Raw genomic sequence first — 14,615 nt, forward strand, 5'->3', positions numbered from 1 at the left:
AGGCCCATCCTCCCCCATGAAAAAGAAAACACCAGCACTTCGTCAGGATAAAGCTTCATTGTGAATCGCCACCTATTTAATTCCGTAGCTAATTATAATACATCTACTAGTAAAATGCACGGTATTTTTCAGTATTTCAGCAACAAAATTTTACTATTGCACATGCAAGTGCTTCTTGACTAAGCAAGCAATCATAACATTACTTAATAGCGAACGATAGGCGAATTTCACTAACTATATTTAGTGTTTAGGACCACATAAGGCCTAGTACTTTCAAACCGCACAAAAAAAGACCGAGACTGGATCTCGGTCTTTTGTCTTCTTAGTCTAGATTGCTGAAGCCTTCGCCAAGCAAGTTGGTCTCTGGCGACACATTCCAGATGCTTTCGGCGTAACGCAAGATGGTGTAGTCTGACGAGAATTTGCCGGAGTAGGCAATATTGGTCAGGGCACGTTTAGCCCATTCCTTAGGCTCTTGATAGAGCTTGTCAGCAGCCATTTGCGCCTCATAGAAGCTTGGGTAGTCTTGCAGGAGGAAGTACTCATCATTGTAGAGGACCAGGGAATCGAAGATCTCACGTCCTTCTGCTTCGATATTAGGGATGGTCCCGTCAATGAAGGCATTGAGCACACGCTTAATCTGTGGATTTTCCTCATAGATGGCCCGTGAGTAGTAGTTATTAGCCTCACGCAATTTTTGGACATCGTCGGCCGTCATACCAAAGAGGAAGATGTTGTCGTCACCGACTAGGTCGTAGATTTCAACGTTGGCACCGTCCAAGGTCGCCATGGTTAAAGCCCCGTTAGCCATTAACTTCATGTTAGAAGTCCCGGACGCTTCCTTACCCGCCAAGGAAATTTGTTCCGATAAGTTAGCAGCAGGAATAATTAATTCGGCTAGGGAAACCCCATAGTTTTCTACAAAGACAATCTTGATCTTGTCGCCAATGACTGGGTCATTGTTAACCAAATTAGCCAATTCATTAATAATCTTGATGACAGACTTAGCATAGTGGTAGCTTGGCGCTGCCTTGGCCCCAAAAATGAAGACCCGTTTAGCAAAGTCAGCCTTAGGATTCTCCTTAAGGGTCAAGTAGCGATCTACAATATGCATGACTTGCAGGAGTTGGCGCTTGTAGGCATGGAGTCGCTTGATTTGCACGTCAAATAAGGCAGTCGGATCAATGTCTAGCTTCATCTCTTCCTTAACGAAACGAGCAAAGCGTTCCTTGTTGGCCAACTTGACTTCTTGCAATTGCTCTAGGACCTCATCATTATCGCGGAAGGCTTGGAGAATGTTCATTTCCCTTGGCTTGAAGCGCCAGCGGTTGCCAATATGTTGGTCTAAGACCTTGCTCAGGCCTTCATTGGCTAGCTGCACCCAACGACGATGAGTCACCCCATTGGTCTTGTTGTTGAAGCGGAATGGATAGATGGTCTTGAAATCCCGCAAGGTGTAGTGTTCCAAAATCTCGGTATGGAGTTTGGCTACCCCGTTAACACTGTGGCTGGCAATAATGGCTAGGTTAGCCATGAGCACTTGGTCCCCGTCGATTGGTGCTGTACGGTGGGCTAGTTCCGCCCCGTAGAGGGCTGTCTTGTTAACCAAGTGACGTCGGTTGATTTCATAGATAATCTGCATAATCCGTGGCAAGAGGCCTTCAATCATGTAGATAGGCCACCGTTCCATGGCTTCCGCCAAGATGGTGTGGTTAGTGTAAGAAGTTGATTTCTTAACGATGTTCCAAGCTTGACCCCAAGTCAGGCTCTCTTCATCGACCAGAATCCGCATCAATTCTGGAATACAGAGGGTTGGGTGGGTATCGTTAATGTGGATAGCCACCTTATCAGGGAAGACGCTCCAAGGCAATTCGAGAGTCTTGAAGTAGCGGACAATACTTTGAATCCCGGCTGAACACATGAAGTATTCTTGCTTAAGACGCAAGAGGCGGCCTTCATAGTTAGAGTCATCTGGATAGAGCACTTCCGTGATTTCTTGGATTTCCTTGCGTTGTTCAGGTGTCGTGAAATAAGACTCGTGGCCTGGCGGAATTTCGGCCGTGAAGAGACGTAGGTTGTTGACCACGTCATTACGATAGCCGATTTGTGGTGTATCGTAAGGCACCGCCAAAACATCAAAGGTATTCTCATAGACTGGCTTCAAGTCCCCAAATTTATTAGGTTCTAACCAGACATTGCCGCCAAAGCGAACAATAACGGACTTGGATTCCTTGCGGACTTCCCAAGAGTTAGGATTACGCAACCAGTTTTCTGGCAATTCAATTTGGTAGCCGTCGATGAATTTCTGCTTGAAGAGCCCATAACGGTAGCGAATACCGCAACCATTGCCCGGCACACCGGTGGCCGCCATGGAATCCATGAAGCAAGAAGCCAAACGGCCCAAGCCCCCGTTCCCTAAGGCTGGATCGACTTCAGCAGCCGCTACAGCTTCAAAGTCTAGGCCCAATTCTTCCAGGGCAGTTCGAGCCGTATCTAACAAGTCTAAGTTAAGCAAATAACGCTTGAGCTGGCGACCTGGCAAGAACTCCATGGAGAAGTAGAAGACTTGCTTCTGCTTGCTGTCCAGTTTCCCTTGGTTGTAGTGGACCCATTTGTCAGTATAGATAGAGCGTAATAATTGGCCTAAGGCTTGGAATTGTTCGGTAGTGCTACCAGAGGTATAAGGCACGGCGAACATGTCTTCAAACTTCTTCTTATAGGCGTCTTTGAATACATCGACCTTCATTGATTTCCTCCTAAATAAGTGTGGCATAAGCCCAAGAAAGAGACGCAAGCAAGCGCTTGGTCTCTTCTGAGCTAACTATCCTTGAAGTAGCGAATGGTAGAGGGCTAAGTATTCTTTGGTTGGCCCGGTCCAAGAGAAGTCTCGGGTCATGGCCTGTTCTACCAATTGCTTGTGAGCGCCAGGTTGGTTATAGTAGACATCTAGCGCATAGTAGATGGTTTGGAGCATGGTCCAACCGTCGAAACGATTGAAGGAATAACCTGTCCCCTCCCCAGTATATTGGTTGTAAGGTTGAACGGTGTCACGCAAGCCCCCTGTCTCATGGACAATTGGCAAGGTCCCATAGCGCATGGCCATGAGTTGTGACAGACCGCAAGGCTCGAAGGCACTTGGCATCAAGAAGAAGTCACAGCTAGCATAGATTTGTTGGGCTAGCCCTAAGTCAAAGGTAATGAGACTCTTCATCTTGTCAGGATAACGTGACTCGAAGTAACGGAAGGAGTGCTCGAATTGCGGCTCCCCAGTCCCTAAGAGGACTACCTGAACTTCTGCTTGCAGTAATTCTTCCATGCGTTCTTCCACTAGCTGGAAGCCCTTCTGGTCGGTCAAGCGAGAGACCATACCAATCATGGCCACATCTGGATTGACCGGCAAGCCTAAGCGTTCTTGCAAGGCCGCCTTGTTAGCTGCCTTACCACTTAAGTCCGAGACATTAAAGTGATGAGGAATGAGTGGGTCTGTCTCAGGATTATTGAGGTCATAGTCAATACCGTTAATAATCCCGCTTAATTTCCATTCATTGTACTTGAGGACTCCTTCTAGGTTCTCACCAAAGGCCTGGGTAGTAATCTCATGGGCATAGGTTGGACTAACCGTAGTAATCCGGTCAGAGAAGTTAATGCCGCCCTTGAGATAGTTGACCCGGTCATAGTACTTAGCCCCATCTTCGGTATAGACATTATAGCCGGTCCCAAAGACTTGGCCCAGAATGGCCGGATCATAGACCCCTTGGAAACGTAGGTTGTGAATGGTCAAGACCTTACGGATATGACGCAAGCGGTCTTTCCAGTGATAACGGTCCACCAGGAGCACGGGCACCATAGCAGTATGCCAGTCATTACAGTGAATAATGTCTGGAATCCAGTCAATGACTTCCAGCATCTCAATAATAGCCGTTGAGAAGTAGCCGAAACGTTCGCCATCATCCCATTGACCATAGAGGGCCGGCCGGTCAAAGTAAGCCAAGTTATCGATGAAGTAGTACTTGACCCCGTCCATTTCCAAATACTTAATACCACAGTAGACATTCCGGCCTCCTAATTGGAAACGGAAATGGGCAATTTCTTGGATTTGGTCCTTGTATTGCTGAGGTGTTTGGGTGTAGTAAGGCAAGACCACCCGAATGTCTACGCCCTGCTTAGCCAATTCCTTAGGCAAGGCATAGGCAACGTCACCTAGGCCGCCCGTCTTGAAAAAGGGTGCCGCTTCTGCGGAAGCAAATAAAACTTTCATGGCGACTCCTTTATTCTGCTGGAATGACGGTGTTCTTGCTAATCACGACCACATTGTCAGGTGTCCCAATGACGTGAGCGCCTGGTTCAACGACACAGCCCTTGTCCAGGATGGCGTATTCAACACGTGCCCCATCGCCAATCTTAGTTCCTTGTAGGATGATGGAATCCTTGACATGAGCCCCGTCCGATACATGTACCTTACGGGAAATGAGTGAGCGTTCCACCTTGCCTGCTAGGTAAGAACCAGAGGCCACGACAGATGAACGCACATCAGAGCTAGGCGCATAGTAGGATGGTACCCCGTTCTTGGTCTTAGTCAAGATTGGTTGGCTTGAGTAGAACAAGGAAGTGAAGTTTTGACGGTCTAACATGTCCATATTAGCCTTGTAGTAACGTTCAATGGAGTCAATGTTGGCCATATAACCCGTGTACTTGTATGGGTTGACGGTGTAGTCTAAGAGATAGTGTTGAATCAATTCATCCACTTCCATGTAGACTTCTTCGTCAACCGCCCGGTCAATGATATCGTTGAGGGTCTTAACACTGAGGAAGTACATGCTGAGGGAAGCATCTACCTTCTCTTCCTCCCCTAAATCACCGTACTCAACCAATCCCTTGACTTGGCGGTTGGCATCGAATTTAAGGGCACGAGATTTAGGGTTTTGATCGCCTAATTTTTCTTTGTCTAATTGTTTGTATATAAGGGTAATATCCTTACCTTCAGCCACATGGTGGCGGAAGACGCCGCGGATATCCACGTTAGCAATAATCTTAGATCCGGCTACAAAGACGTACTCAGCCTTAGCCCGAGACATGAAGACCCGATGGTTGTAGTAGTAATCTTCGTAGAGGTTTTCTTGGTGGTGGCGGAGCTTCCAGTTCTGTTGAGAGAAGGTGAAAATCCCACCTGATACTTGAGAATCCAAGTCCCAAGCTGCCCCAGAACGGATGTGGTCATAGATTGAACGACCAGATTCAGCGATGAAGAGGGCTACTGAATCAATTTCCGCATGGCAAATGCTGGACAAGGCGAAGTCAATCACCCGATAGCGGTCAGCAAATGGCAAGGCGGCAATGGGCCGGTTTTGGGTCAATGGTTTTAATAATTGATCATCTTCGGTCAAATTGAGAATCGCACATAACTTATTCTTCACCATCATTTTTTGGTCCTCCTACTACTTCAGCATATCCTACAGTGGCAATTTGGTCTGGGGTCCCGATAACACTTGCCCCGTCCGCAATCACGGCTTGTTCACCGATAATAGCATATTCAACGCGACAGCCTTTACCGATGGTGGCACTGGACATGACCACAGAATGGTCAACCTGGCTATTAGGCCCTACCTTGACATCACGCGACAAGAGGGAGTTGTCCACTTGGCCGGCTATGTAACAGCCATCCACCACTAGCGAGTGCTTAATTTGTGCTTCTTCAGTCAAGAATTGTGGCGGGGTCACAGGGTTGGAGGTATAAATCCGCCAAGCATCCTCACTAATGTTGAGTGGATGTTCTGGGTCCAAGAATTCCATGTTAGCTTCCCAGAGAGATTCGATCGTACCCACGTCTTTCCAGTAGCCTTCAAATGAGTAGGCAAAGCAGTTTTCAGCATTGCTTAGGTAGGCTGGAATAACGTTCTTACCGAAGTCTTCCATTTCACGGTTCTTAGCTTGGTCTTCTACCAAGTAACGGCGCAAGGTATCCCAGTTGAAGATGTAAATCCCCATGGAAGCCAGGTTGCTCTTAGGTTGAGCTGGTTTTTCTTCGAACTCGATAATGCGACTATTTTGGTCTGTGTTCATAATCCCGAACCGTGAGGCTTCCTTCATGGAAACTGGGATAACCCCAACGGTCAAGCTAGCTTTGTTCTTAATGTGGTCTTCTAACATAGCTGCATAGTCCATCTTGTAGATATGGTCACCTGATAGAATGAGGACATACTTAGGATCTAAGGAATCAATATAGCTGATGTTTTGGTAGATGGCATTGGCAGTCCCTTTGAACCATTTTTCGCCATCTGAGCTAGAGTAAGGTTGGAGGATGGTAGCCCCACCTGAACGGCTGGTTAAGCCCCAGGCTGCCCCTTTGCCAATGTGTTCGTTAAGCTCTAAAGGTTGATACTGGGTTACTACCCCAATATTCTTAATCCCAGAGTTGGCGCAGTTACTTAAAGCAAAGTCAATAATGCGGTATTTCCCTCCAAAGGGAACGGCTGGCTTAGCCGTTTGTTTGGTTAAGACACCCAGACGGGTCCCTTGACCACCGGCTAAAATCATCGCGATCATATCTTGTTTCATATACACACATGCGAAACTAGCTGACTCACTCGGCGTAAGAAGTCAGTTAATTTCATCTCCTTTCTTAGCTTTTATTTAGCGCCGTAAACACGTTTGGGTTTGATATAGAGCACACCCAGACTAGGAACTGTTGTGACAATGGAGTAAGGTTGTCCATCATGAGGCACTTCTTCTGTCTTCATGACCGGTAGATTCTCGGTCCACCGTCCGCCAAACTCTTGCATTTGTGAGTTGAGCAGGACTTCGTACTCTCCTTTATAAGGCACCCCAATTCGGTATTCCTGACGTTCAACTGGGATAAAGTTCAAGGCAATGATTAAGAAATCACGCTTGGCCTTACCCTGCCGCATCATAGTCAGGACAGCCTGTTCCACATTGTCAGCATCTAGGACGGTCAGACCTGCTGGCTCAGTATCATAATAATGCAGGGCCTTGTAGTCCCTACCGATTTGATTGAGGGTCTTCATATAGTGTTGGTACTCGCGGTTGAACTCAAAGCTCAAGTCCTTCCATTCCAACTCGGAGTAGTAGCGCCATTCCAGGTATTGGCCTAGCTCGTTACCCATAAAGTGTAACTTCTTACCAGGCTGGGCCATCATGTAACCATGCAAGAGACGCAAGGTCTCAAACTGAGTTTCGCGGTTGCCCGGAATCTTATCTAAGAGCGACTTCTTACCGTGGACCACTTCGTCATGAGAAAATGGCAGGACATAACGTTCATTGTATTGGTACATAAAGACGAAGGTAATTAAACGGAAATTCTGTGGTCGGTAGTAAGGATCGGTCTCGAAGAAACGCAGGGTATCATTCATCCAGCCCATATTCCATTTGTAGTCAAAGCCCAATCCCCCTTCTGAAACAGCATGCGTGATGCCCTTCCAGTCGGTACTTTCTTCCGCAATCATGAGGACATGCGGCAGATGATCTTTGATCGTGGTATTGAGTTTTTGGAGGAAGGCCACCCCTTGGCGGTTGTGGTTGCTACCGTCTTCGTTAGGCGTCCAAGGCCCTTGGTCAAAGTCTAAGTAAAGCATGTTAGACACGGCATCCACCCGCAAACCATCCAAGTGACATTCCTTAAGCCAGAACATGGCGTTGGAAATGAGGAAGCTTTGGACTTGGTTCTTACCTAAGTCGAAGTTGAGCGTCCCCCAACCTACGTTGTTAGCACGGTTGACATCTTGGTATTCAAAGGTTGGTGTCCCGTCATAGTAAGCCAAGGCATTGGCATTACGGCAGAAGTGACCAGGCACCCAGTCCATGATGACCCCGATACCTGCTTGGTGGGCTTGGTTAACGAAGTCCTTGAACTCTTCCAAGGTCCCGTAGCGGCCACAGACCGCATAGTAACCGGTAATCTGATAACCCCAAGAAGCATCCAGCGGATGATCCATGAGTGGCATCATTTCAATATGGGTGTAGCCCATTTCCTTAACATAAGGAATCAGGCTGTCTGCCAGTTCCGCAAAGGTATAGGTGCGGCCGTCAGGGTGGCGACGCCAAGAACTGGCGTGCACTTCATAAATGTTGAGAGGCGAATGAACGCTATTTTTGCGCCATTGCTGGTTCATCCAGACCTGGTCAGACCATTCAAAGTCTTCCAAGCCCCAAACAACCGTAGCATCCTTAGGCGCAATCTCAAAATTAAAACCAAAGGGATCAATCTTATATTCGATATGACCATTACCATGGTCAATCCCAACCTTGTAACACTGACTTCGCTCGGCGCCTTGGATGATGCCAGCCCAAACGCCAGCTTCAATATGACTTAGTGGCTCATTCTGCCAGTGATTGAAATCACCTAGAATATAGACATTGGCTGCATGAGGGGCCCAAATGGCGAAGCGATAACCCGTCACTCCATCTTGGTCCACCTTGTGACAGCCTAAAAATTGGTAGGCTGCTTCATGGTTACCGTGATTGAAATGATAGATGTGTTCCGAAAGTTGTTCTTGTAATGCTGCGAAAGTCATTCTATCCCTCCCTTTGTTTGTTTATACATTTATTATAGCACTGAAAGCGTTTCATGTAAACGCATACGACTAGACAATTTGCTATTTTATTTACCTGAAAATATCGTACAAGACATTCCCGTCGACATATTGATGGAAATTAAGTTTGAGCGCCGATAAAATGGTTGGCGCATGATCAATCAATCTGCCCGTCTCTACTGCGTGCCCCACTTTAACATCTGGCCCGTGGTAAAAGGCCGTTGTCGCATAGTGATTACGCGCTGGATGATAGCCGTGGGTAGCATGTAAGAGTTTGGCATCCGAAGTTGGATTATCCACTGATTCTTGGAAATCACCCGCCAAATCATCTAAGAAATAGTAACCTTTCTTGGCTTCAATCATGAAGAGGCAGTTAGGATCCGCCCCGAAGTCAGCCGCTTCTTGAGCTGTGTAAACTGTCTCAATCATAGGCATCATAGGCCGTAAAGTGTCCAAAATTTCTTTGACCGTAATCTTAGCGCCTGGCTTGCGATAGATATAGGCACAGCCATCCGCGCCCTTGCAGTAAACCTGCCAAGACTTGATGGTGCCGTCACGCCCCAACGTTTGCCAACCAGCTTGGCGGCTGAGCAGGTGGTTAGGCCGCACTACCGTATGGGTATTGAGTTGGTAGTGATCCCCCACCAAGACGAAGAGGCAGTCTTCCCACTGGCCCATGTCTTCTAGGAGCTGAATAATTCGACCCAAGCGCCCGTCGAAGTCGATAATGGCTTGCTTGGCTTGCTCCGAATTAACCCCGTAGTAGTGGCGCATGCTATCCAGCTGCAGGAAGTGGGCCGTCACGAAATCGGGATTGTAATCACGAATGGTATCTAGCAAGACCCCTTCTAGGAAATAATCCAAGGCTGGCTGCTGAATGCCGTCCCGTTTGTGACCGTGGCGAGCTTCCATTTTGAGCAAGAAAGGAATGCTGGAAGCAGCTAGTGACACCATTGCCTGATTCTGCCAAGGACGGTTGGGAATAATTTCCGCTAAATTATAGTCGATGGACTTGTTACGCCCCATGACCGGCCAAAGCAAGGAGGCCGTCTTATAGCCAGCCCGCTTGAAGACATCGTAGAGGGTTTCCCCTTGGACTTCCTTAGCATACCAGTGCCAGTCAGGACTGTGACGCTCCGGCTGAATCTTGGTATTATTGACAATTTGGTGATGCAAAGGCAACAAACCCGTCATAATACTGGTGTGAGCCACATAGGTCAGTGAAGGATAGGTCGATTGGACCTTCTTAACCCAAGTCCCCTTTTCTAAGAGACGCTTAAAGTTAGGTAATTTACTCGCAAAGGCAACATCCTCATAGCCAAATGCGTCAAAAGAGATTAAATATACTTTTCGTTTTGCCATATAACCAGCTCCAGTTCCTAGTCTTTCGATTATCCTGTGCCTAGTCTAAATTTACTCAATTTTATCAGACTTACTCAGCTATTTCCATAAAAACCCATAAATTAAACCTTCATTTTTATGTAAACATTCGTCTTTTTTATGAAAAAGCCAAGCTGCACTCATTCTTATTATACACCCAAACAAGAAAAAATACCCTAGAGTATCTGACTTTAAAGAAGAAAATTTAGAACTCTTTAACAAGCAAAATACCCTGACTTTTCTGGCAGAAGTCAGGGTATATCTTACTTAAAATCTGGGCCTACAAGTCATAATGAATGGCCTCTCGGTAGCTCTCATAAATCTGCCGGTTCTTGTCATCGCCACCATCCAAATTAGCTGAATAAAAGATAGGGACAGGACTCAAACCTGATTGGGCTAAGTTCCGACTCACTTCTACTACTAGATGGTTAAGCATGCAGGCGCCAATCACCGTTGAACTAGGTCCTACCGGCTGCTCGATACCCGGAACCTGACAAGCCCCATCGCCAATATGGCCGTGATTATCTAGCACTAAGTCTGCCACCTCACACAAGCGTTGGCCACTGGGATGGCGGCTCTTAGTTGCTCGAGAATAGGTGAGATTGGTCAAAGCTATGACATAGACGCCCTTTTCTTTGGCAGCTAGGGCTAAATCCACTGCAACCGGATTTCGCCCCGAGACCGAATGGACGATTAGAACATCACCAGCCTTAAAAGGGGTTTTCTTGGCCAATAGCTGGCCATAGCCTACTAGGCGCTCCATTCGGCTAGTAGCACTAATCGGCCGCGTATCTAGCATTAGTTCCCTCCCAAAGATAGGGTTAATGGATACTAAGCCACCTGCTCGGTAGAACATTTCCTCAGCCAAGATCCCGGCATGGCTAGCACCAAAGACGAAAATCGCTTGTTTCTTCTTAATTGCCTCTGACAAAATCTCGACCGCCTGGGCCAGACTAGTAGCCTCCTGCTCCTCGACCTGGCTTAGAATCTCCCTAATTCTTTGGAAATAGGCAAACACTTTCTAAGCACCTCCAAAGAGCATCCCCAGTAACTTACCAATCATAGACATAACGGATAGGTCGTTCCCACCAAAGACGAAGAGCCAGTTTTGAATGGTGGTAGACATCATGGTCCCAGAAATGGCTACCAAGATAACCATGACCGCGGCAGCGACTGCGGTCCCTATGATGGCCCCACGCAGACCACCCTGCCCTTCAGCAATGACGGCCGCCCCACCACATTCAAAGAAGCTGGTGATGACTAGCGGTACTAACAAGACCCCGAAGACATTGGTCGCATTCACAATCAGAATCATAGCAGTAGAACTAATCATGGCGATGATAAAACCGATTAAAACGGCATTTGGCCGATAGTTGAATAAAATTGGTACGTCAAAAGCCATTTTAGCACCAGGTACCACTTTTTCAGCAATCCCTTGGAAGGCTGGCATGATTTGGTTAATCAATAAGCGAACCCCATAGAGTAAGACCAAAAGACCACCAGCAAATTCTAAGGAAGATTGAATGGAGTAGCTAATGAGGTTATTCTTAGCTGGCACTAGACTTGGAATGAAGCAACCTACAATCAGGTTCATGACTAACATGACCAAGCCACCGGTGATGGAAATTTCGCGGAAGAAAGATAGCCCAGCAGGGAGATCAAGATCTTCGGTTGATTTTTTCTTGTCCCCTACCACACGGGCTACACTCCCTGCTATGATACAGAGAATACCAGTTGGGTGCCCAATTAAGAAGGAATCATCCCCTGTGGCATCCCAGACAAAGCGACGTGTAATCCATGGCCCCAATGACCAGTAGAGAGCGGATAAGACGGCCCCCACAATGATTAACATAGTACCCGATACCTTGGCTTCCACCAGACCAGCCACAATAACGAATGGGAACCACCAGAGCATGTTACCTGTTAAGAAAATGGTCTTAATCGGTGTGAATCTGGCAATCGCCAGGTGCAGCGCAAGCGCTACGAACATAGTGACACCCACTGTCCCACCATACTCAGCCGTAAATGAAGCGTCAGACAAGCCTTCTGATACACTGACCCCTAGGCTGGTTTGAACGGCCGTATTGATTGGTGCAATGGAACCCAACAACATGTTGACCCCTGTCGACAAGATAACCATCCCGAAGGCAGCTGTCAAACTCCCCTTGATAACATCAGAGATCGGCTTGTGTTGAACCAAAAGCCCGAACATGGCGATTAAGCCAAGTAATACAGGGGGATTTCGTAATATGTTATCCGTAATAATATCCATGGTTATTCTCCTTTAGATGCTAGGTAGCGTTTAAATTGTTCCCTTACTTCATTGACATCCATGTATTTCTTAATTGGATAGATAGGAGCTTTAATGGTTTTTTCTAATTCTTGTTGTAATTCAAAACTGGTGAAGTAGACATCCGCTGGCGTCGCTTTGGCTGTTGACAAGTCAGTATTTTCGACCTCCGCATCAATTCCCAGTTCTTTGACTACTTTTTCGACGGTCATTCTTAAGACCAAGGAGCTCCCGACACCAAATCCACATACTGCTAGAATTTTCATTTGACTTCCTCCTTTAACCTGTCTTTGATTTGTGCTAACTGCCCTGACTTAATTAATTGGAATTTGTCCTCATCCATGAACACGGTCATGAGTTCCTGCAAGAGAGCCAGATGACTAGTGTTATCGACGGCCGCTAGAACTAAGAAGACCTTAGCCGGCTTACCACAGACATCGACCGCTTGCTTAACGATTAATAAGGACACTCCGATTTGCTTCACCCCTTCCCCTGGTCTTGCATGCATTAAGGCAAATTCGTCTCCGATCACCATATAAGGACCGTTTTGAATGACTGAATCCATCATGGCGGTCACATAGTCCTCGCTAATATTGCCCTTTAGCAGGAGTGGCTGTGCCGCCAACCTAAGGGCTGACTGCCAATCCTCTACCCGCTCTACCACTTGGGCATTCTCTAGTAGTTCATTCACACATTCCATAGTCGTTCTCCAATTGTTTTAGTAACCAAGGTTTATTGCGGACACCTTCCACAATAAAGTACATGACATCCCCTACCTTTGAGGTTTCTTCTTTTGCTACCAAAAGTAAGACGATCACATCCACCTTGTCGTAACCCCAGGCAATCGCTTTATCTAAGAGTAAGACCGAAATATTGCTAGTCTCGACTAATTGGGGATTAGCGTGAGGGATCGCAATGCCCTTATCCAGATAGGTGGATTGTTGAGCTTCTCTTTCTAGTATGGAGGCTAGTACTTGCGTCTTCTTGGCCTGGTTCATGTCCGGCTGTTGATCTAACAAGAAGCTGAGCGCCTCTTCTTGCGTCTTGAAATTCCCCTTATAGATGCCATTAATCAGCCCCCTACCATGATTCATCATTTGGTACTGGTTGAGCGTGGACTGCCGGGCTACCACTTCGGCATAGGCCGTCATAATTTGCCGCATGTCTTCTTCCGTACATAAGGGGCTAATGGTAATCACTGGGCGCTTAAGGCCTTCAATAGGAACCGTCGAGATAATGAAGGAAATATCTTCTACCTCTAATTTCTCCAGTTGCTTCAAGGACACAATCTGTATGTCGTGCAAGTTTGGCAAGAGCCTTTGAATCTTGGCATTGATATAGGTGCTTACACCAATTCCGTTAGGAGAGACAATCACCACCTTTTTCTGGATAAATTTGCGCTCAATGGCCGCCTGGATATGCAAGACTAGAAAGCCAATCTCGTCATCCGATATAAGTGGGCATGTAGCTGGCAAGCCATAGCGACTGCCCTCGTTGGTTAGGAGGTACTTGACATCTTGGAAGAGAGCATGATAGTTACTTTTAATATCGGCTAGAAGCGGATTGACCAGGCTAATCTTAGCTTGAAGACGAGTGAAGAGCTGATTCATATGGATCGCGATGTCTTCCAGCAACTTATGGTCATCCAGCAAATCCAAATTAATAATGAGCGACACATCTTGAATGAGCGCACGAATTTGATTTTTTAGGCCTTCTTGAATCTGACCCGCTTCTTGAGAAAAGCCACTCCCTAATAAAATGGTCACTAGATAAACTAATTCGCTGGCACTAAAAACCAGGTCGCAGACTGCCTCTAGCTGGCTAATTAGCTCCCACAAACGAGGGTAATAACGCGTTGGCTCCAAGTAATTCGTGTCCAAAAGTTGAATACGATGGCCTGCCTTAGCCCGACCAATTAAGAGACAAATGCTCGTGCTAATTTGAGCCATATTATCGCCCGGAATAGGCTGTTGTAAAGAGTCGCTGTATTCCTGTAGTAACAAGATAATCCGATTATATAAAGCGCTGTCAAAATTTTCTAAATAAAATGGCGGATGCTGACTAATCATGAGACGCTTCAAAATCTGCTGGGCTTGAATCTCGCTACCACTAAAGAAGGTACCTGAATTATTAAAGGACAAACTGGCGCCATCCTTTTGGAAAAAATGTTTAATGAGGTTGAAGTCATTGGACAAGCTGCTACGCGAAACAAAATATTGATCCGAAAGTTTTTGGTAACTTAAGGTCTCATAATCTAGTAAACGTAACATAATCTCCTGGCGCCGCAACCTATTATCATTAGCTATCATGTTCATTTATCTCACCCTCACACTTATAGCGTATCAGAAATTCTATCGACTAGGTATACCAAAAAAGCGAAGTCATTTGTAAGTAAAAAG

General features: G+C 46.6%; 11 protein-coding genes. All 11 read right to left on the reverse strand.

Annotation, left to right across the window (positions count from 1 at the left end; all coding sequences use genetic code 11):
- Positions 1-322: 322 nt before the first annotated feature.
- Positions 323-2,746 (reverse strand): glycogen/starch/alpha-glucan phosphorylase, encoded by a 2,424-nt coding sequence (locus tag RWO08_RS05015; protein ID WP_314211385.1) that lies wholly within the window; start codon positions 2,744-2,746, stop codon positions 323-325.
- A gap of 75 nt (positions 2,747-2,821) precedes the next feature.
- Entirely contained in the window at positions 2,822-4,258 is a 1,437-nt protein-coding gene (gene glgA / locus RWO08_RS05020) for a glycogen synthase GlgA (protein WP_291428997.1), read from the reverse strand.
- 10 nt (positions 4,259-4,268) lie between these two features.
- Positions 4,269-5,420: a glucose-1-phosphate adenylyltransferase subunit GlgD gene (gene glgD / locus RWO08_RS05025; protein WP_291431862.1), complete on the reverse strand. Its 1,152-nt coding sequence runs from the start codon at positions 5,418-5,420 to the stop codon at positions 4,269-4,271.
- Positions 5,404-6,555, reverse strand: a complete 1,152-nt coding sequence (locus RWO08_RS05030; RefSeq protein WP_314211386.1) for a glucose-1-phosphate adenylyltransferase — start codon at positions 6,553-6,555, stop codon at positions 5,404-5,406. The genes glgD and RWO08_RS05030 overlap by 17 nt, the downstream gene beginning before the upstream one ends.
- Positions 6,556-6,626: 71 nt before the next feature.
- Positions 6,627-8,528: a 1,4-alpha-glucan branching protein GlgB gene (gene glgB, locus RWO08_RS05035; RefSeq protein WP_314211387.1), complete on the reverse strand. Its 1,902-nt coding sequence runs from the start codon at positions 8,526-8,528 to the stop codon at positions 6,627-6,629.
- A gap of 90 nt (positions 8,529-8,618) precedes the next feature.
- Positions 8,619-9,908 (reverse strand): ectonucleotide pyrophosphatase/phosphodiesterase, encoded by a 1,290-nt coding sequence (locus tag RWO08_RS05040; protein ID WP_314211388.1) that lies wholly within the window; start codon positions 9,906-9,908, stop codon positions 8,619-8,621.
- 298 nt (positions 9,909-10,206) lie between these two features.
- Positions 10,207-10,944 carry an SIS domain-containing protein gene (locus tag RWO08_RS05045; RefSeq protein WP_314211389.1) on the reverse strand — a complete coding sequence of 246 codons (738 nt, stop codon included), beginning with the start codon at positions 10,942-10,944 and terminating at the stop codon, positions 10,207-10,209.
- Between the two features lie 3 nt (positions 10,945-10,947).
- Complete coding sequence (locus RWO08_RS05050; protein WP_311465799.1) at positions 10,948-12,198, reverse strand: PTS ascorbate transporter subunit IIC; 1,251 nt, start codon at positions 12,196-12,198, stop codon at positions 10,948-10,950.
- 2 nt (positions 12,199-12,200) lie between these two features.
- Complete coding sequence (locus RWO08_RS05055; RefSeq protein ID WP_070756151.1) at positions 12,201-12,482, reverse strand: PTS sugar transporter subunit IIB; 282 nt, start codon at positions 12,480-12,482, stop codon at positions 12,201-12,203.
- The gene (locus RWO08_RS05060) at positions 12,479-12,916 is read right to left on the reverse strand and encodes a PTS sugar transporter subunit IIA (protein ID WP_291431850.1); all 438 of its coding nucleotides are present in this window, start codon (positions 12,914-12,916) and stop codon (positions 12,479-12,481) included. Before RWO08_RS05060 ends, RWO08_RS05055 begins: the two co-directional genes overlap by 4 nt.
- A complete protein-coding gene (locus tag RWO08_RS05065; protein WP_314211390.1) occupies positions 12,900-14,486 on the reverse strand; it encodes a PRD domain-containing protein in 1,587 nt (528 codons plus the stop codon). Before RWO08_RS05065 ends, RWO08_RS05060 begins: the two co-directional genes overlap by 17 nt.
- Between the last annotated feature and the right edge of the window lie 129 nt (positions 14,487-14,615).

It is taken from the genome of uncultured Abiotrophia sp., from assembly GCF_963520105.1.
Lineage (GTDB): Bacteria > Bacillota > Bacilli > Lactobacillales > Aerococcaceae > Abiotrophia.